The sequence below is a fragment of the Aeromonas sp. BIGb0405 genome, from assembly GCF_024807335.1.
Classification (GTDB): domain Bacteria; phylum Pseudomonadota; class Gammaproteobacteria; order Enterobacterales; family Aeromonadaceae; genus Aeromonas; species Aeromonas rivuli.
This window is the reverse complement of sequence record NZ_JANUEP010000003.1, coordinates 87,396-106,132: the sequence shown is the minus strand read 5'-3', so window position 1 is coordinate 106,132 and position 18,737 is coordinate 87,396. Positions and strand designations below refer to the sequence as shown.

Annotated in this window: 12 protein-coding genes and 3 tRNA genes; 11 read left to right on the top strand and 4 right to left on the bottom strand. The window is 62.2% G+C overall.

Translation table 11 applies throughout. The annotated features are described in order from the left end of the window. Positions 1-13 precede the first annotated feature (13 nt). The 4 genes from M2366_RS08930 to dauA all read right to left on the bottom strand — a co-directional run bounded on the left by M2366_RS08930 (position 14) and on the right by dauA (position 5,721). The gene (locus M2366_RS08930) at positions 14-2,155 is read right to left on the bottom strand and encodes a TonB-dependent siderophore receptor (RefSeq protein WP_259269504.1); all 2,142 of its coding nucleotides are present in this window, start codon (positions 2,153-2,155) and stop codon (positions 14-16) included. A gap of 371 nt (positions 2,156-2,526) precedes the next feature. Further along, a complete protein-coding gene (locus M2366_RS08925; protein ID WP_259269503.1) occupies positions 2,527-3,465 on the bottom strand; it encodes an AraC family transcriptional regulator in 939 nt (312 codons plus the stop codon). A 158-nt stretch (positions 3,466-3,623) separates the two neighbouring features. After that, positions 3,624-3,711: transfer RNA gene (locus M2366_RS08920), tRNA-Ser, on the bottom strand. Positions 3,712-3,996: 285 nt separating this feature from the next. Further along, positions 3,997-5,721 (bottom strand): C4-dicarboxylic acid transporter DauA, encoded by a 1,725-nt coding sequence (gene dauA, locus M2366_RS08915; protein ID WP_259269502.1) that lies wholly within the window; start codon positions 5,719-5,721, stop codon positions 3,997-3,999. Positions 5,722-6,137: 416 nt separating this feature from the next. Between dauA and M2366_RS08910 the strand changes: the two genes are divergently transcribed. The 11 genes from M2366_RS08910 (at position 6,138) to M2366_RS08860 (ending at position 18,661) form a co-directional block, all read left to right on the top strand. Next, positions 6,138-7,541 carry a Na+/H+ antiporter NhaC family protein gene (locus tag M2366_RS08910; protein WP_224430615.1) on the top strand — a complete coding sequence of 468 codons (1,404 nt, stop codon included), beginning with the start codon at positions 6,138-6,140 and terminating at the stop codon, positions 7,539-7,541. Positions 7,542-7,745: 204 nt separating this feature from the next. Continuing rightward, a tRNA-Asn gene (locus M2366_RS08905) sits at positions 7,746-7,821 on the top strand. A gap of 2 nt (positions 7,822-7,823) precedes the next feature. Continuing rightward, positions 7,824-7,899 (top strand) — tRNA-Asn (locus M2366_RS08900). 301 nt (positions 7,900-8,200) lie between these two features. Further along, positions 8,201-8,698 carry a YqhA family protein gene (locus tag M2366_RS08895; protein ID WP_042042154.1) on the top strand — a complete coding sequence of 166 codons (498 nt, stop codon included), beginning with the start codon at positions 8,201-8,203 and terminating at the stop codon, positions 8,696-8,698. A gap of 213 nt (positions 8,699-8,911) precedes the next feature. Next, complete coding sequence (locus tag M2366_RS08890; protein ID WP_224430616.1) at positions 8,912-9,361, top strand: hypothetical protein; 450 nt, start codon at positions 8,912-8,914, stop codon at positions 9,359-9,361. 4 nt (positions 9,362-9,365) lie between these two features. Then, positions 9,366-12,359, top strand: a complete 2,994-nt coding sequence (locus M2366_RS08885; protein WP_259269501.1) for a YncE family protein — start codon at positions 9,366-9,368, stop codon at positions 12,357-12,359. Beyond that, complete coding sequence (locus M2366_RS08880; protein WP_259269500.1) at positions 12,359-13,189, top strand: FTR1 family protein; 831 nt, start codon at positions 12,359-12,361, stop codon at positions 13,187-13,189. Before M2366_RS08885 ends, M2366_RS08880 begins: the two co-directional genes overlap by 1 nt. 61 nt (positions 13,190-13,250) lie before the next feature. Beyond that, positions 13,251-14,672: an FAD-dependent oxidoreductase gene (locus M2366_RS08875; RefSeq protein ID WP_259269499.1), complete on the top strand. Its 1,422-nt coding sequence runs from the start codon at positions 13,251-13,253 to the stop codon at positions 14,670-14,672. Positions 14,673-14,800: 128 nt separating this feature from the next. Continuing rightward, positions 14,801-15,373, top strand: a complete 573-nt coding sequence (locus M2366_RS08870) for a hypothetical protein (RefSeq protein WP_259269498.1) — start codon at positions 14,801-14,803, stop codon at positions 15,371-15,373. Positions 15,374-15,573: 200 nt separating this feature from the next. After that, on the top strand, positions 15,574-16,932 hold the full coding sequence (locus tag M2366_RS08865) for a hypothetical protein (protein ID WP_259269735.1): 1,359 nt from the start codon (positions 15,574-15,576) through the stop codon (positions 16,930-16,932). A gap of 76 nt (positions 16,933-17,008) precedes the next feature. After that, entirely contained in the window at positions 17,009-18,661 is a 1,653-nt protein-coding gene (locus tag M2366_RS08860) for a hypothetical protein (RefSeq protein ID WP_259269497.1), read from the top strand. The last annotated feature ends 76 nt before the right edge of the window (positions 18,662-18,737 follow it).

Below are 18,737 nucleotides of genomic sequence, written 5' to 3'. Positions count from 1 at the left end.
CCGGGGCGCAAGCTTAGAATACGTATTTGAGTCTGGCCTCCACGTTGCGCTCGGCACCGAACCAGCAGTTGCTCTGGTCGTAGCAGGAGTAGTAGGTGGTATCGAACAGGTTGCTGGCACTGACGGAGGCTTCCACCCCTTTCAGGCTCTGGCTCAGCCGGGCCAAGTCGTAGGAGGCGGCCATGTCCATCAGCACATAGTCGGGCACCTTGTCGCTGTTGGCGGCATCGAGCTCGGCCTCCCCCACGTAACGCAAACCAGTTCCCAGGCGCAGCCCGGCCGCTGGGCCCTGTTCGAGGCGGTAGTCAGCCCACAGGGAGGCCGTCTGATCCGGTACCCAGACCGGGGTCTTGCCTTGCAAACTGGTGGTATCCTTGCTGATCACCATGTCGAGCAGGGTATAGGTGGCACTCAACTCCAGGTTGCTGGTGACGTCGATGCGCCCCTCCAGCTCCAACCCCTTGGAGACCATCTCGCCGGTCTGCAGCTTGGGCCCGTAGACGTTGTCCGGATCCGTCACCAGGGCATTTTTCTTGGTGATGCGAAATGCCGACAGGGTCAGGGTCTTGCTCATGTCCTCAGACAGGTACTTGACACCCCCCTCCCACTGCCCACCGGTGGCGGGATCAAACGCCTCGCCATGCTTGTCCGCCCCCGGCACCGGCTCGAAGCTCTCGGCATAACTCACATAGGGCGAGATACCGTAATCGAGCTCATAGAGGGCGCCCAGACGGAAGGAGAGATTATCCTGATCGATCTTGGCCAGGGTGTGGCCGGCACTTCCGCTGTAGAGCGTGTCGCTGTCGGTGTCCATCCGGTAGCTGTCATAGCGCAGGCCACCGATGGCCACCAGTCTGTCGAGGCGCAGCTGATCCTGCAGATAGACCCCCGTCTGGTACTGCTTGATCTGCTTGCGATCCTGATAGATGAAGTTGAGGCTATCAGGGTCAATCTGGCTGTGATCGGGATTGAAAATGTCGATACTGGGGGCCGAATAGTCGAGGGTATCCCGATAGAGCACCTGGGCATCCAGATACTGGTAGTCGACGCCGAGCAAGAGGTTGTGTTCCATCGATCCGGTCTGCAGCTTGCCAGATAGCTGGTTGTCGATGACGAACCCCTTGGACTCCTCGTCGGTCAGATAGGCGTTACGAGCCAGGGTACGATCGTCTGCCGCCAACGCCGCGTTATAGGTGTTGTGCTGCCTGGCTGACGCATCCATGTAGCGGGCATTTTGCAGGAACTGCCAGTTGGCATTGAAATCGTGGCTCAGCTTGTAACCAAACAGCGCCACTTCCCGGTTGTACTGGTTCCAGTTTTCGTCACCGAGGAAGGTGTCACTGTCGAGCTTGCCGAGGGGGTTGTCATTGACCGAGCCCTTGGCCGGGACAGTGGTATAGATGCCCGCGGCCGGATCCTTCTGGTAATAGACATTGAGGTTGAGCAGGGTGCGTTCGCCGAGCTGCCAGTCCAGGGAGGGGGCCAGCACATAGCGCTCCTCTTCCGAAGTCACCGCCTGGCCATCCTTGTGACGGGCCAGGCCCACCATCCGGTAGGCAAAGGTGTCATTGATGGGGCCTGTCGTATCCAGGGTCACCTCACGCAGATCCCCCGTTCCCCCCGCCACGCTGACGCTGTGCCTGGCCTCGCGCTGTGGCCGCTTGGCGATCAGATTGACCATGCCGCCCGGCGGCATGCTGCCATAAAGCACGGAAGTCGGCCCCTTGAACACCTCCAGCTGCTCGATGGCAACAGGGTCTATCTGGGGCTGCAGGTTCCAATCGTTATATTGCAACAGCAAGCCGTCATAGAAGTTCTGGTAGTTGTCAAAGCCGCGAATGTTGAACAGATCCAGGCGATTGACCGAGCCCCCCCGCAGTTCGGTATTGACCCCAGGCACATAGCGCAACGCCTCGCTCACCGAACTGGCACCCCGTTGTTCCAGGGTCTGGCTATCGACCACGGAGATGGCCTGCGGCGTTTCGATAGGGTCTAGCTTGGTCTTGGTCGCCGTGTTGCGATAGGTCTGACCCAGTACCGTCATGGTGTCAGCACCGGGAGCCAGTACGTCCGTCTGGGCTGCCAGTGTCTGTCCCGCAAACAGGGTGGAGAGGGTCGCCGCGACCAGGGTCAATGGGGGGTGAAGTGGGTACATCTGATCCTCGAATGCCAATGATTGAATAGTAACAAATATCATTTGCATTTTAATCAGCTATTTTGCGCCAGACTTAACATTTTGGGGCATCTTGCCCAGGAAGCTCCCCACAATCAGTCTCTTACGAGGCTTTATTATGTTGTTCAGGGTCAATATCGGGCAGCCTCAATGGCAGAGGGGGCGTTCCCCCTTGCGGCGGGGCAATAGAAAACAGAGGGAGAGAGGATGCCTGGGAGCGAGGGGAAAGGCTGACCCCATAGGTTGGACAAGGGGCAAGGTGCTGCCAGCCATGGCGGCACCGGATCGAGATCCCAGCGGCCAGTGCCAGGTTTGCAGGATCAGGGCCGCTCCTCTGGGCTATGAGCTATGGGCTATGACAAGGGGACAATGGGCAGCCAGTAGCTCATAGAGGCCTCTGGTGCCTTGCCCTGATAGTTGGCGGGATAGGCCTCCAGCTCCAGGCCATCCAGACCCCGATAACCGGACTGGGGTAACCACTGCTCGATAAACCAGCTCAAGGTGTGTGGCAACAGGGCGATGGGCCCGCGATGGGTGACCACCCCATAGGTCTGGCTCGGCACCCGCAGCAACTCGGCACCCGCCAATATGAGGGGCTCATCCGGTTGCGATTCAGGCAGCTCAATCCCGGCCCAGTAAGGGAAACGGTGCGCCTCATCCTGATGGACACGCAGATCGCTCACCCCAAGCAGGGGCTCGCCGTGCAACTGCTCTCCCCCAGGCAGGGCCTGCACCCTTTGCCAGATGGCGGGTACTTGTTGTTGAAAATCGGGCTGCTCGGCAAAGAGGCCACGGATCTCGCCACGCAGTCCCAGCAAGCTGAAGGCAGGCCGCGTCTCGACTCGCACTTGCAGCCACTTGCCCTCCCCCAGACCCCGCGGCCCCAGCTGACTGATGGGCTGGCGCAGCCCGACCCTGACCCCCCGCTTGCGATAGGCGAGTGGCGAGCAACCAAACTGCTGCTTGAAGGCGCGACTGAAACTCACCTCCGAGTCATAACCGTGGCGCAGGGCCAGATCCAGTATCCGATCCCGACCGCCAAGCAAGGCGACAGCGGCCTGACTCAACTTGAGTTCGCGCACATAAGCCGCCACCGTCAGGCCTGTCTCACTCTGGAAAACCCGTTGCAACTGCCAGCGTGACCAGCAGCTGAGCGCCGCCAGCTCGGTCACCGAAAGCGGCTCATCCAGGTGCTGATGAATATGACTCAGTACCCGTTCTATGCGGGTGAAATGCGCAGGCTCACTGGGAGTCTGGCCGCAGGGGGCTGTGGGATGAGCGAGATCTGGCATGGCGTCTGCCCTGACAACAAGGGGGGTCAGTGTGGCATATTCCCCAAGGGCGGGTACAGGATCATCAAGGCGTGGCGGCCCTGGCAATCGAGGCAAGGAGCCAAACATCTGCAGGAACCAGAAAGCAAAAAGCCCGACCTGAGTCGGGCTTTTCAATATGGCGGTGAGGGAGGGATTCGAACCCTCGATACGTTGCCGTATACACACTTTCCAGGCGTGCTCCTTCAGCCACTCGGACACCTCACCAAATTTTTTACTGCTTTGAAGTGGCTTGCGGAGCACGGGTTGCGTGCTTCTCTTCCGACTTCGTCGGTGGGCAGCCACTCGGACATCCCACCAAATTTTCGACTGCTGCTTTACCTGTTCAATCACCAGGGTTGCTCACGGCCATGGCGGCGACAACGGGGCGTAATGTAAGGGATGGGCCTGCATGGGTCAACGCAATTTATTGCTTTTTATGTCGTTTGCTCAAGATTCACACCAATTGGTGAAAATCTTGGCAACTCCCCCATTAAACCCCGTTTATCTGGCTTATCCGGGGGCCTGTTCTTCCGCCAACGCCTCTTCCAAGGAGCCGTAAAATGCCAGTTGGCCTGGGACGGGTACCACCTTGGCCCGCGCCAGGGTCTTGAGGGGCTGAAATTGCAACTCGGCAATGCGCAGCTCCACCCCGGTATTGGCCATCTGCTGCTTGAAATGGAGAAATGCCGACAGACCTCCCGCATCCAGGATGGAGACGGCATCCATCTGCAACACCAGCACGCGGTGGCCCTGTACCTGCTCGGCCAGTTCGCCAAATACCCGATCGGCGGCGGCGAAGAAGAGCGGGCCGTTGATGCGGTAGAGCAGGCCCTGCTCTGGCACCTGATGCTGATGACGCTTGTGCTGCCCCAAGTCCTGCAACAGGGTCATTCTGGCAATGTCGCGCATGAAGAGCAGTGAGGCCAGGATCACCCCGAAAGTGATGGCAATCACCATGTCGAAGATGACGGTGAGCGACAAGCAGACCAGCAGCACCAGCACATCCGCACCGGGCGCACGGCGAATGAGCTCTACCGCCTTGTGCGCCTCGCTCATGTTCCAGGCGACCAGCAGCAGCAGGGCCGCCATGGCGGACAACGGCAGCCAGGAGAGCCAGGGAGCCAGCACCAGCACGGCGGCCAGTACCACCAGAGCATGGATCACCGCCGAGATGGGCGAGGTAGCCCCGGCTCGCACGTTGGCGGCGGAGCGCGCAATGGCGGCGGTGGCCGTGATGCCCCCAAAGAAGGGCGCCACTATGTTACCCAGCCCCTGCCCCACCAGCTCGGTGTTGGAGCTGTGCTTGCGCCCCGTCATGCCATCGAGCACCACGGCGCAGAGCAGGGATTCGATGGCCCCCAGCATCGCCATGGAGAAGGCCGCAGGCAGCAGTTGCTGGATGGCGGCCAGATCCCAGTTCACCGGCTGTCCATCGGGCCCGGGCAGGGACCATGGCATCAGCAGAGTGGGGGCCAGAGGGGGAATGCCCGCCCCCTGACCGCCACCCGGCAACAGATAGTGGAACTGGCTGCCGATGGTGGCAACCTCGATACCTGAACCGTGCAGGGCGACACCCAACCCGGCCCCCACCAGCACGGCGGGCAGATGGCCCGGCACCGGCAACTTGAGCCTGGGCCAGAGCAGCAAAACCGCCAGCGTGGTCACACCGATGAGGGTATCCCCCCACTGCCAGCCAGGCAGAGCGTGGGCCAGCGCTTCCACCTTGCCCAGATAGGTTTCCGGCATCTCGGGTACCTGCAGGCCGAAGAAGTCCTTTATTTGCAGGGTGGCGATGACGATGGCGATGCCGCCGGTAAAACCGAGGGTGACCGAGGGGGGGATGTACTCGATGAGGCGGCCCAGGCGCGCCAACCCCATGGCGACCAGGAAGAGACCCGAGATCAGGGTCGCCACCAGCAGGCCGCCGACCCCGAATTGCTGGGCGACCGGATAGAGGATCACCACAAACGCAGCGGTAGGGCCGGAGACGGAGTAGCGCGAGCCACCGGTCAGGGCGATGACAATACCGGCGATGATGGCGGTGTAGAGCCCATGCTGGGGCGGCACGCCGCTGGCGATGGCCAGGGCCATGGCCAGCGGAATGGCGATGATGCCGACCGTGATCCCGGCCACCAAATCGCGCCCCAGGCGGGTCATGGTATAGGGTTCATCCAGGCAGGATTGGCGTAACGCCACGGCGAGCCTCACGGGGAGTGGTGCTTTTTTAGTATGCATTGGTGTCGTAATACCAGAACAGAGAGACAAAGGCCGACGGAGCCGGCACCCGATCATCATCAAGGGCCGGCAAGAGCGTCGACGCGGCGATGGTATCTCATGCAACCTTAACCGATAGCCAATCCGATTTCGATGGCCGGGATCAATGAAAGGGTACACTCTTCGGTGAATAACCAAGATAGCCGCCATATTGCCGATTTTTGCCTCATTGGGCGGATTTTCGGTTGACTCAGCACCCAATGAGCCTTAGTTTCTGCGCCGATGTTTTTGGCCGGAGTCGGTGGCTGCGCGGTGGGATCCTCTCCCCTCCCCTGTCACCCCGATAAGAAGCAGTACTGCCCCTCGACATCACCTTGCCGGGCACTCTCTTTTAGTATGCCGGCCAAGGCCGGTTCCGATAAAAGGACCCTATGCGCATGTCCGAACCGACTGCCCTGAGTCTCATCCCTCCCATCGTCGTACTGGTACTGGCAATCTGGCTGCGCCGCCCCATTCTCTCCCTCATCATAGGGACGGTTGCGGGTCTGCTGCTGCTCAGCGCCAACCCCTTCGATGCCCTCGATACCTTCGCCGAGGTCTCCCTGCGTACCATGCAGGATGAGACGATCGGCTGGCTGATCCTGGTATGCGGCAGCTTTGGCTCCCTCATCGCCCTGCTGGTGCGCACCGGCGGCGCCATGGCGTTCGGTCAACAGGCACTCAAGTTGGCCAAGGGGCCGAAATCCTCCCTCTTCATGACCTTCATGCTGGGGCTGGTCATCTTCATCGATGACTACCTCAACGCCCTGACCGTGGGTGAAACCATGAAGAGAGTCACCGACCGCTTCAAGGTCTCCCGAGAGATGCTGGCCTATGTGGTGGACTCCACTGCGGCCCCGGTCTGCGTGCTGGTCCCTCTCTCCACCTGGGCCGTCTTCTTCGGTGGTCTGCTGGAAAATAACGGCGTGGCCGCAACGGGCGAGGGGATCAACGTCTACTTCCAGGCGATTCCTTACATGCTCTATGCCTGGCTGGCCGTGCTCATGGTGCTGCTGGTGATCCTGGGGATCGTGCCGGCCATAGGCCCCATGAAGCGGGCAGAGTTGCGGGCACAGCATGGCAGCGTCGGCGCCATGCGAGTCAGCGATAGTGAACTCATGCAAGATGCGGGTCTCACCCCGGACAGCTATGCGGTCAAGTCCATCGAGGAGGAGTTTGCCCAGGCAGATCGCGCCGGCAAGCTGCACAACTTCCTGGTGCCCATGGCCATGCTGGTCGGTTTCACCGTCTATTTCGACATCGACATCTGGAAGGGGCTGCTGGTCACCCTGCTGCTGACCATCCCCTACTACATGGCCCAGCGGCTGATGCCCCTTGCCGAGATGATGGAGCAGATGATTGACGGCTTCAAAACCATGTTGCCCGCCATCGGCACCGTGATAGCCGCCTTCGTGTTCAAGGACATCTGTGATCAGCTGCACCTGCCGCAATACGTGATCAACAGCTTGACCCCTTACATGACGCCGCAGATGCTGCCTGCCGTGGTCTTCGTCTCCATGGCGGTGCTGGCCTTTGCCACCGGCTCCTCCTGGGGGATTTTCGCGGTCACCATCCCCATCGTCATGCCCCTGGCTCACTCGGTCGGCGCCGATATTCCGCTGGTGATAGGCGCCCTGCTGTCAGCCTCCTCGTTTGGTAGCCAGGCCTGCTTCTATAGCGACTCCACCGTACTGGCCGCCCAAGGTTCAGGTTGCGATCTGGTCAGTCATGCGGTGACCCAGTTGCCCTATGCCCTGCTGACCGCAGCCATTGCCTTCGTCGGCTTCATCATCATCGCCTGATTGCAGGCGGGCCAGTTGCCCGCCTGTCCAGGTAGTTGATAGTTGAGGGGTATTCGCTGGCAAATTGCTGATTGTGCTGAAAATACCCCATAACGGCCAAGTTTTCGGCAAACAGCATCAAAAGTGATATTTGTAGCCGAGCGCCAGCTTGACACCCGGCGCCCGGCTCTTTAATATGCGCGCTGTCTCAACGAGACAGGCAATTCCTCCTTAGTTCAGTCGGTAGAACGGCGGACTGTTAATCCGTATGTCGCTGGTTCAAGTCCAGCAGGAGGAGCCAATTCCCTCGTAGTTCAGTCGGTAGAACGGCGGACTGTTAATCCGTATGTCACAGGTTCAAGTCCTGTCGAGGGAGCCACATTCGAAAGCCCGCTTAGGAAACTAAGCGGGCTTTTTCATGTCTATCCCTTCATTGTGTCACGCTGAGCCAACCCTCTCTCACTGCATGCTCTCCCACATACCTCGCGCGCTGAACAATCGGCACGCCCCGTTCTCGCTCGGCTCAACTTCGACAAGCAATGACTTCGGTCCCGTTCTCGCTCGGCTCAGCCGGGTGAATTGTTCAGGCTCTCGCTCAGCAGACTAGATCGTTAACCGGCATGTTTTATGGCCGCCATCTGAGTCATAATCTCCACCCCTGCCCCCGCCAAGGAATCACCATGGGCCGCTTCAATCTCTTGCTCACTGGCAGCCGTCTCATGATGCTGCCTTTTTATGTCTGCATGCTGCTCAGCGTGTTGCTGCTGATGGTCAAGTTTGCCCTCAAGCTCTACGAACTGTGCCGCGACATCCTCACCATCCACTATCTGGACTTGGTGACCGGGGTGCTGACCCTGGTGGATTTTGTACTGGTGGCCCAGATGCTGATCCTGGTTGCCCTGTGCGGCTATGTGCAGTTCATCAAGACCCCGGAGCAACGGGAGACCCTCGGCGACAACTGGCTATACAAGATCAACTTCGCCTCCCTGAAGCTCATTGTCATCAACTCCCTGGTGACCATTGCCGGGATAGAAGTGCTCAAGGCCTTCCTCGAAGATGGGGTCGGCAACGAGACCGAGATGAAGTGGTCTGTCATCGTGTTTCTCGCCTTCTCCACCGCCGCACTCATCTACGCCATCACCGAGCGACTGGCGGATCACCATCCCGAAAAGCCCTGAACAGCAGGGCCGTAATAGGGATGGTGTATCCTGGCTGGACGAGACGGCGGGCATCGGCGGCGGGGTCACAGACGGCAAGCAGAGAGGCTGAACTGGCCCAGGGGTTTTATTCAGCTTCTATTCATTGATTAACGAATTGATAATTCTTTTCATTGCTCTTACCCCATTGTAGACTTGCTCCGCCTGGGGTCATTCCCCGGCAGTGGAGCCGTTATGACCCGTCTTTCCCTCTCACCACGATACCTCTGGCAGTGGTTGGCCTATCACCATCAGGCCGCCGAGGGCAGCCTCTATCTGATGTTCTTCTCCGGCCTGCTGTTGTGGGAGCCGCTGACCCCGATCTGGTCCCTGGCGCGCTGGAATCTGTTTCTCCACGTCATGCTTTCGCTCTCCCTGTTCCCCCTGCTGTTTGGTGCCTTCTGGCTCTCTCATCGCCGGCTGCTGCGCCATAGCCGCAAGCCGTTCTTGCGCGCCACGGGCCGCATCATCGAAGGCCTGCTGCTGACTTGCCTCGGCAGCGGCCTGCTGCTGCTATTGCATGGCACCCCGGGGGACAGCCTGGGCTCCCTGGCAAGCTGGGCCCACTGGCTCAGTGCACTCTCGCTCACTCCTCTGGTCTTGCGCCACGCCTGGCGCTGGACCCTGCTCAGATGGCGTTCCTGATCCCATGTTGAAGTTGCTGCTCACCTGCCTGTTCACCTGCCTCTTGCTGCTCGGCGCCCCCCAGGCCCAAGCCCAGCAGATGGGCTCGGCCCTGGCCGCTTATGAGGAGGGGAATGCCCCCCGCCTCGTCACGGCCAATCAGAGTGGCGGCTCCGTCACCCTGCTCGCACGGGGCAGCGGTGAGCGGCTCAAAGAGGTGCACTTTGGCGGGGATCTTCGTCAGCTCGCAAGAGCCGATAACGGCAACCTGCTGGTCACCGACTACAGCGGCGATCGCCTGCTGCTGCTGGACGAAGATCTCGACTTGGAGAGGGCGATCCCCACCGGCCATAGACCTTATGGGGTCATCTTCGACCCCAAGCGGCGCTGGTTCTGGGTCACGCTGTTTGAGGCGGCGCGCCTGCAAGCCTACGATCTCGACGGCGCCCTGATGCTGGATGTGGCGACCGCCGAGACCCCGCGCGGGCTGGCGCTCACCGATGACGATCGCCTGCTGCTGACCCATGCCATGACCGGCCAGCTGGCCATCTACGACCTGGCCACGCTCAAGAAGGATCCCGCAGCCCCCTCTCTGGCAGAGCCCCGTATCATTACCCTGGCCGAGACCCACAGCGATACCCCAAGCGGCTCCCAGGGCCTGCCGCGCCTGCTCGATGGCATCGCCCTCTCCCCCGATGGCAGCGAGGCTTGGCTGCCCCATGTGCTGTGGAGCTTCGGTCACCCCTTCCAGTTTCAGAGCACCGTCTTCCCGGCGGTTTCCATCATCGATCTCGATGAAGAGAAAGAGCGGGTGGATGAAAGAAAGCAGCTCTTCTTGCAGATCAATCTGCCCAGCGTCGGCAACCGCAGCCAGATCGTCTCCAACCCCTTCGCCGCGCGCTTCGCCGCCGATGGCAAGCGGGTCTACCTGACCCTGGCGGGCTCCGAAGACCTGCTGGTGTTTGACCTGTCGCGCAGCGGCAAATCCAACAGCAACCGCCACAGACGCAAAAAGTTCCAGGGAGGCGCCAAGGCGACCCAGTTGCTGCGCCACCTGCCGGGCCAGAACCCGCGCGACCTGCTCATCGATGGCGACCATATTCTGGTGCAAAACGCCATGAGTCAGGATCTCACCCGCCTTAATAGTGGTGGCCCCGGCCCCTTCGCCCGAGTCACGGTGGATGTGCCCCACTTCGCCAAACTGGTAGAGACGGATCCCCGCCCCGAACCGCTCAAGCGCGGCGAGCGGCTGTTCAATCTGGGTAATACCCTCGGTCAAAACGATGCCAACCGCCGTTTCCCCATGGCGGGGGACAACTGGATGAGCTGCAACTCCTGCCATCTGGATGGTTTCAACTTCACCAACCGCTTCCTGATGCAGGCCCACCGTCAATCGAGCAAAGATAACGCCATCAACGGCCACGCCAATCTCACCAACATGGTGGCGGGAGATTTTATCGGTGAATACCTGCGCATGACCCAGCAGACCCAGGGCGGCATGGGCCACGACCCCCGTGACGGCGCAGAGGCGGTGGATCCCGCCAATCCGCAATCGGAAGTGAAGGCGATGATGGAGGATCTGCACGCCTTCGTGACCAGCGATGGCAACCTCCCCTACCTCGCCAGCTGGTTGCGGCTCGATGCCCCCCGCACGGATCCCGCCAGGGCGCCGACCACCCATCCCAAGGAGTGGCTCAACTCCGCCTCCTGTCAGAACTGCCACCAGCAGGCTTTCGCCGACTGGAGCGATAGCAATCACCGGCTGATGGGCAACTCTCACCCCTACTACAAGGTGGTGCAGCAACTGGCCCGGGAGACCGAGGGGGAAGCCTTCGGCCAGTGGTGTCAGGGTTGCCACATGCCCCAGCAGGTGCTGAACGGCCAGACGGAGCTGCCCAAGGGCTCCCACCTGTTCGAGCAGGGCGGCGCCTCCCTGATTGCCGCCCACAAGGCCGGCGAGCCCGTGGTGGAAGAGGGCACCAGCTGTCTGTTCTGCCATCGCATCACCCGATTGGAAGACGCGGGGGGCAATGCCGCCGTCACCGTCAATCTCAAGGACAGAGAGAGTTACGTCTTCGAAGATGCCCCCGGCGGCAGCGCCCGCCACTGGCTGGCAGAGCGGCAGATCAATGCCCGCCCGGCCATGCACAAGGCCTCCTACCAGCAGGATTTCTACCAGGATGCGGCCCTGTGCAAGTCCTGCCACAACGAGTTTGCCCCGGGCAGCGGCGCCAACATCGTCAATACCTGGGATGAGTGGGAGAACTCCAGCTTTGCCAAGGCCAAGGATCCCGCCAGGCGGCGCAGCTGCATCGACTGCCACATGAACCCCGAGCCCGGCAACGGCGGTGCCCCGGTGGCGGGCCGCTCCACCGAGAATGGCACCTATAAACAACGCCTCTATCGCCACAACTTCACCGGTGCCCAGCACCAGCTGGTGGGGCTGCGCAATCCCGAGCTTGAGCAGGAGAGCCTGGCGCTGCTGCGCTCCAGTGCCACCCTCAGCGCCCGTATCGAACAGGCTGCCGATGGGCAGCAACTGGTGGTGCGGGTGACCAACGTCGGCGCAGGCCACGCCCTGCCCACCGGGGTCGCCGATTTTCGGGAGCTCTGGCTGGAGCTGACCGTCACCGATGCCAGCGGCAAGACGGTGCTGCGCAGCGGCCAGCCGGTGGATGGCGCCGTGCCTGAGGACGCGCGGCTGTTCAGAAAAGTGTTTGGCGATGCCGAGGGCAAGCCGGTGGGGCTCAAGTTCTGGCGCTACGCCAAGCTCTTGGAAGATACCCGCATCCCGGCCGATGGCTGGCGCGATGAAGCCTGGCCCCTGCCTGCGGACGCACAAGGCCCCTTCAGCGCCGACATCAGACTCAATTTCCGCACCTATCCCAAATGGGTCAATGAGGCGGTGCGCGCCGCCGAGCCACAATTGCCCGAGCCACCCATAGTGCTACTCAACCGGCTGCAGCTGTCTCAGTTAACGCCGACTCCCCCCTCCCCTGACACGGAGCATGAACACTGATGTTTGCAAGTTTTCTCATTACCCTGCGCGAGGGGCTGGAAGCCTTCCTGCTGGTGGGCATCTGCCTCTCCTACCTCGCCAAGCTTGGCGCCAGTCGCTACAACAAGCTCATCTATCTGGGGGTGGGCCTTGGCCTGATTGCCTCGCTGGTGGTGGCCTTCCTGTTCCAGGTGGTGGTGAGTCAATTTGAGAGCGAACGCTACAACCACCTCTTGATGGCGGGGATCCTGATCTTCGCCACCCTGGTGCTTACCTATATGGCGATATGGATGCAGAAGCAGGCCAAGTCCCAGGTGGGGGCCATGACGGCGCGTATCGACGCTGCCATCGACGGCGGCAACCTGTTTGGTCTGGTGCTGCTCGCCTTCCTGGCGGTGATGCGGGAGGGGTTCGAGACCGTGCTCTTCTTCTCGGCCCTGATCTATTCCGGGCAAGGGGTGGATCTGCACGAGGGATTGATGGGGGCACTGGCGGGGCTGCTGGTCTCTGTGGTGCTGGTGTGGGGGCTGCTGCGCTCCACCCGCAAGGTGGCGCTGGCCCCCTTCTTCCGCTGGACCGGCCTGCTCATCATCATCATCGCCGCCGGCCTGCTGTCGTCCGCCGTCAACATGTTGCAGGCGGCCGGCGTCATCACCTTCTGGACCACGCCGGTGTTCAACATCAGCCACATCCTCGACGATCAGGGGGTGTTCGGCACCTTCCTGCGCGCCCTGTTTGGCTACAATGCCTCACCGGCCGGCTTGCAGTTGCTGACCTGGGCCACCTATCTGGCCATCTTTGTCACCCTCTGGCATCGCAGTTACAGGCCGGTCGACGCAGGCAAGGCCTGAGTCAGGCGATGGATGTCGCGGGGCCTGCGGGCCCCCTTTTCTCCTCTTCGGACAGGTATTGATGGGCGATAACATGAAGAAAATTGCAGTGCTGGGGGCCGGTCCCGCCGGTCTGATGGCCGCCTGGCGCCTGTGCCAGGCGGGTTTTGCGGTCACCTTGTTCGAGCAGGAGGCCGTGGTCGGCGGCATGTGCGCCACCCAGACCTTCAAGGGGCGCGATGGTGACTATCGCTTCGACTACGGCGGCCACCGCTTCATCACCAAGAACCCCGAGCTGCTCGCCTTTATCGACGAGCTGATGGGGGACGATCTGCTCCACGCCGAGCGCAAGAGCGTCATCCGCTTCAATGGGCGCACCTACGACTACCCCCTCAACCTCGGCAATCTGCTCAAGACCGCGCCGCTCCCCCTGATGGCGGGGGCGCTCAAGGATTTGCTGCTGTTGCCCTTCGCCAGGAAACCGGACGATTTCGCCAAGGCGAGCTTTGCCGAATGGATCCAGAGCCACTTCGGCCGCACCCTCTACCGCCAGTTTTTCGAGGGTTACACCGCCAAGCTGTGGGGCATCAACCCGGACAAACTCTCCGCCGACTGGGCCGGTCAGCGCATCAGTCTCATCGATCTCAAAGACGTGGCGCGCCGCCTGCTGCCAAGGCGCAAGGGCAACCTCTCGGTGCGCACCTATGCCCGCAAGTATCGTTATCCAAAGTATGGTTTCGGCCAGATCTTCACCACCCTGGGGGAGCGGCTGGTGGCAGAAGGCGTGACGGTCAAGACAGGCGCCACCATCAGCCGCCTGGAGCAGGTCGATGGTCGGATCGAACGGGTCTATTGGTCACAAGATAACGTTGAGCAGAGCGAGCTCTTTGATCAGGTGATCTCCACCCTGCCCCTGCCGCTCACCTGCCAGCATCTGGGCTTGCCGTGCGATCTCCACTACCGATCCCTGCGCTTCGTCAATATGCCCCTGGCGCAAGAGAACCTGTCGGACAACACCTGGCAGTACCTCTCAGACCCCCATATTCTGGCGACCCGCCTGCAGGAGCCGCGCCGGCGCAGCCCCTTTATGGCGCCGATGGGGCAAACATCAGTGATGCTGGAAGTCCCCTGCAATCCGGGGGATACCACCTGGCAGGCACCGCTGGCCGAGCTGCGGGGCCGGGTGACAGAGGATCTGGCAACGCTTGGTGTAGATACTCAGAAGCTGGGCGATGAGACCTTCGAGGCGCGCAGTGAATATGCCTATCCGCTGATGGATCTCGGTTATCAGGGCCGACGCGACGCGGCCATCCAGGCGCTGATGCCGATTGGCAACCTCATCATGACCGGCCGTCAGGGGACGTTTCGCTACATCTTCACCGACACCGCCATGGAGATGGGGATGATGGCTGCGGACATGGTGATCGACGGGGTGGACAGACGCCATGCCATCTTCAATCATCGCAATGAAAATACTGTGATCGAAACCCAGAGCGTGGCCTGAGGATGGTGACAGGTGTTCAACAGGCAAACCGACGCCGCAACATCTTCAATCATCGCAATGAAAACAGCATGATTGAAACCCAGAGCGTGGCCTGAGCCCGGCTGAATACATCAACGAAGGAGAACAGGATGACCATACGCCACGGCTTGATCGCCCTCGCCCTACTGACAGGCCCGCTGCTGACCCTCAGCGGACAGGCACAGGCCTACTCCTACGCCGCCGCCGGTAAGGAGCCGCTGATCGATGCCCGCGAGCAGTTGCTCACCGCCGCCAGCGAAGGCCAGGATGGCAGCGCCATACTGGCCAGCCTTGCCGAGGAGCTCGGCTACCTGGAGCAGCACCACAAGGTGACACTGCAAGCGCCCCTGGCGGCCGCCATCGCGGCCAAGGATGCCAAGGGCACGGCCGCCCTGCTCAATCGCGCCTACAAGGCGGAGATCGAGCGTCGCCTGGAAGGTGCCAGCCAGAATCTGGGGGACTATCAAACCGCCAAGGTGCTGGTGGTCAAGAGCAAGCGCTTCCTGGATTTGATCCTCCCCTCCCTGAGTGAAGGGGATCGCCAGGCCGCCGATCAGGCGCTGGCCCAGGTGCTCGATGCCATCGGCAACCCTGGGGTGTTCGGGGTGGGTGCCAAGCCCGCCGATGCCGCCGCCTTCGTAGAAGCCGAGAAAGCGCTGATGGCTGTGCTGGCGCCACTCTGATGACCACCTGCCAATCATTGCGCCATCTCGCGGTGACAAACGGTGGGTATCGCTTCGCGCTACCCACCCTACCCACAGCCTGCCGATAGATGCACCCGAACGCCGGTTTGCCCCCTTCTCCCCTTGCGGGAGAAGGGGTGGAGTTGAGGGGGAAGACAAGGTCTCGGCATTGGGCTTCCCCCTGCACCACCACCATTTGGCTGCTTGCCCTGCTGCAACTGGCTTGGCTCGGCTGGCTATTTTCCTTCCCGGTGGCCCTCGATTCCGACGATGCGCTGAACTTTGCCCACGGGGTGACGCGTTTCAGCGTGCTGGAGTTTGCCCCCCATTTTCCGGGCTACCCCGTCTTCATCTGGCTGGCCCGGTTGCTCAATCTGGGGCTGGCAGACCCCATTGCCGCCGTGCACTATGCCAGCCTGCTGGGAACGGCACCTATCCCGCCTCTGCTCGCCTGGCTGGTGGTGCGTCGCTGGCAGGCTCCCACCTTGCTCGCTCCCCTCTGGTTGCTTGGCCTGGGTCTGCCGCTGGTGCCCGCCCTGGGGCTGGCAGGTTTGTCCGATGGCCCCGCACTGGCCGCCTGGCTCGGCGCCCTGCTCGCCTTGACGCCAAGCGGCCACTCTCCCTTGAGCGCGCGCAGACTCATGCTGGCCGGGTTGCTTGTCGGCATCATGCTGGGCCTTCGCCCCTCGTACTTTGTGTTGGCCCTGCTGCCAGGGCTGCTCGGCTGGCAAGGAGGGCGCATCCGGTTCTTGCTGCTGCCTATCCTGCTGGTGGGGCTGCTCTGCCTGGCCTTTGTCTGGCAGGGGGATGGCTGGGCCTATTTTAGCGAGGGGCGTCGCTTCACCAGCGGTCATTTCACCCTGTGGGGCAACACGGCGGTGGCCCATGGGGATCGCCTGCTGAGCTGGGCTCAGACGCTCAATACCCAGTTCAGCCCGCTCTGGCCGCTGGCCTTGCCCCTCATCGGCTTAGGTCTGCGCAACATGGCGGCGGCGAGCGGGCGGGCACTGGTCAGCCGCTATGGCCTGGGGTGGCTTGCCCTGCTGCTCTGGACGTTGTTTGGCCAAAATCCGGATAACCCCCGCCATCTGGCCCCCCTGTTGCTGCTCAGCCTGCTGCTGGCCGCTGGCGCCTTGGTCACGCCCGGCAAGACGGGGGCAGGATGGGGGCGCCGCCTTGTCCCAGGGCGCTCCTCTCCCGGCCATCTTGGCCCCCCCTTCCCCCTGCTGCTCTGTCTGCTCGGCCTCTGGCTGCTCTGCACTACCCTGACCCCGGCGCGGCCTGCGGCCCTGTATGCGGCGAAACAGCTGGCCGAGCAGCGCTGTCCGGCCCTCGTCACCCAATGGGGGGTACGACTGCTGCGGGAACAGAGCTCCCTGGCCATCACGGATGCCTGGTATGAGGGGGATGCTCGTCTAGCCCTGGCCGAGGGTGCCTGCCGGCTCAGCCGTCGTCCCCTGTCCGAGCTGACCAGCCGCAGCCCCCCTCTCACGCCCCTCTGGTTCGCGCCGCGTTTTCGCGCTGAGCCCGGGCTCTGGCTCGGTATCCCCCCCTCTTGAAGCGATCCAGAGGATCTGTCTCAGACAGAGCTCGACTACACTCAGCCCGCATCCCCCACTACCGAGATCATGCTGGATGACATACCGCCTCTGCCTGGTTCCCCTCACCCTGCTCATGGCGACGGGCGCCCTGCTGATGCCTCTCTGGTGGCAGGGGGGCAGCCAGGGTCATGATCTCTTCCATCACCTGCTCTCCGGTCACTATTTTGCGGCGCAGCTCTGGCAGGGTGAACCCTACCCTCGCTGGTTGATGGCCATGAATGGCGGTTTTGGCAGCCCGACCTTCTTCTTCTATCCGCCGTTGCCCTACTATGTCAGCGCACTCTTTGCGGGCCCCGATCTTGCGCCCCACAGGGCCATCTATCCCTTGCTGGCCAGCGCGACCCTGGCGCTGTTTCTCTCCGGGCTCTTCGCCTATCTCTGGCTGTGCCGTTTGACCTCTTGCGGACGGGCCCTGGCCGTGAGTCTGCTTTATCTCGCCCTGCCCTATCACCTGGCCATCGATCTCTATGCCCGCTTCGCCCTCGCCGAGTTTTGGGCCTTCGTCTGGGCCCCCCTTGCCTTGCTGGGCCAGGAGCTCATCTGCCGCAACAGGCCCATGGGCCCCACCTTGCTGGCCCTGGCCGTGGCGTTGCTGGCGCTCTCCCACCTGCCCAGTCTGCTGTTGACTCTGGGGCTCGTCACCCTGCTGGGGTTGTTGCACGCCCGCCAGACAGCGGCGCTTGGCGCTCTTTGGCAATCCCTGTCCGCCCAGGGGCTGGGCATGGGGATGGCGGCCATGTTGCTGTTTCCTGCATTGCTCGATCAAGGTGCCATCTCCATGGAGCTGATGCGCGGTGGCATCTTCGATTTTCGCCGCAACTTCCTCGACCGATTACCCAGCGGATGGCATGACTGGTATTTTCGCGGCCAGCTGGCCTGGCTGACCATCCTGACCCTGGGGCTGCTGCTGCTTGCCTGGGCCGGGGCGGCCGATCCCAGGCGAACCAGCCTGCAGTGCTGGGGCGTGGTGGGGGTGCTGGCCTTCCTGATGATGCTGCCGGTGAGCCAACCCCTGTGGTGGCTGCTGCCCCCCCTGCAACAGGTGCAGTTTCCCTGGCGCTGCAATCTGATCCTGACCCTGGCCACCCTGGCCGTGGTGGCATTGGCGACACCGGCGCCAGGCCTCTGGCGTTATGGCTGGTGGGGGTTGTTGCTCCTGACGCTGGCCTCCTCCCTGGCCTATGTGAAGCATGCCCCCCTCACCCAGGCCCCCGACAAGGCGGTGCTGGACGCCGAATTCGACAGCAAGCGCAGCGCCCGGGAGTACAGGCCCAGCCAGGTGCCCAAGGGGGAGTTCACCCCCACAAGGCTCGCCTGGAAGGAGGAATTCCAGCCCCCCATCGTCACGCAGCAAGCCGATGTCCAGTGGCAAGTCAGGCACTGGCAGGCGCGCCACCTCGAACTTGAGGTGACGGCCAAGGCCCCGGCCCGGCTGCTGCTGCACCAGTATGACTATCCCGGCTGGCAAGCCTGGCTCGATGACAGTCTCCCCCTGGCCGTGAGTGCCAATCACCAGGGGCTGATCCAGGTCTGGGTGCCGGCGGGTCATCACCGCCTGACCCTGCGCCTCGCACCGCGCTGGCCAGAGCTAGCTGGCTATGGCGTCTCCTTGCTGGCCTGGCTGTTCTGGCTTTACCTGAGCTACCGCGCCCTGGTGCATGCCCGCCCCATCTCCGAGGGGGGCTAGGCCACAATCGATGTGCCAACACTCAATGGGCGGCCATATCCGGTCTGGATGTGGCCGCTGCCCGGGCAAAGCTGCT

Bases quoted from the DNA above. Each gene is read 5' to 3' on its own strand.
- dauA (WP_259269502.1), bottom strand. From the start codon at position 5,721: ATGCATACTAAAAAAGCACCACTCCCCGTGAGGCTCGCCGTGGCGTTA.
- M2366_RS08860 (WP_259269497.1), top strand. From the start codon at position 17,009: ATGACATACCGCCTCTGCCTGGTTCCCCTCACCCTGCTCATGGCGACG.
- M2366_RS08925 (WP_259269503.1), bottom strand. From the start codon at position 3,465: ATGCCAGATCTCGCTCATCCCACAGCCCCCTGCGGCCAGACTCCCAGT.
- M2366_RS08880 (WP_259269500.1), top strand. From the start codon at position 12,359: ATGTTTGCAAGTTTTCTCATTACCCTGCGCGAGGGGCTGGAAGCCTTC.
- M2366_RS08885 (WP_259269501.1), top strand. From the start codon at position 9,366: ATGTTGAAGTTGCTGCTCACCTGCCTGTTCACCTGCCTCTTGCTGCTC.
- M2366_RS08890 (WP_224430616.1), top strand. From the start codon at position 8,912: ATGACCCGTCTTTCCCTCTCACCACGATACCTCTGGCAGTGGTTGGCC.
- M2366_RS08895 (WP_042042154.1), top strand. From the start codon at position 8,201: ATGGGCCGCTTCAATCTCTTGCTCACTGGCAGCCGTCTCATGATGCTG.
- M2366_RS08930 (WP_259269504.1), bottom strand. From the start codon at position 2,155: ATGTACCCACTTCACCCCCCATTGACCCTGGTCGCGGCGACCCTCTCC.
- M2366_RS08870 (WP_259269498.1), top strand. From the start codon at position 14,801: ATGACCATACGCCACGGCTTGATCGCCCTCGCCCTACTGACAGGCCCG.
- M2366_RS08910 (WP_224430615.1), top strand. From the start codon at position 6,138: ATGTCCGAACCGACTGCCCTGAGTCTCATCCCTCCCATCGTCGTACTG.
- M2366_RS08875 (WP_259269499.1), top strand. From the start codon at position 13,251: ATGGGCGATAACATGAAGAAAATTGCAGTGCTGGGGGCCGGTCCCGCC.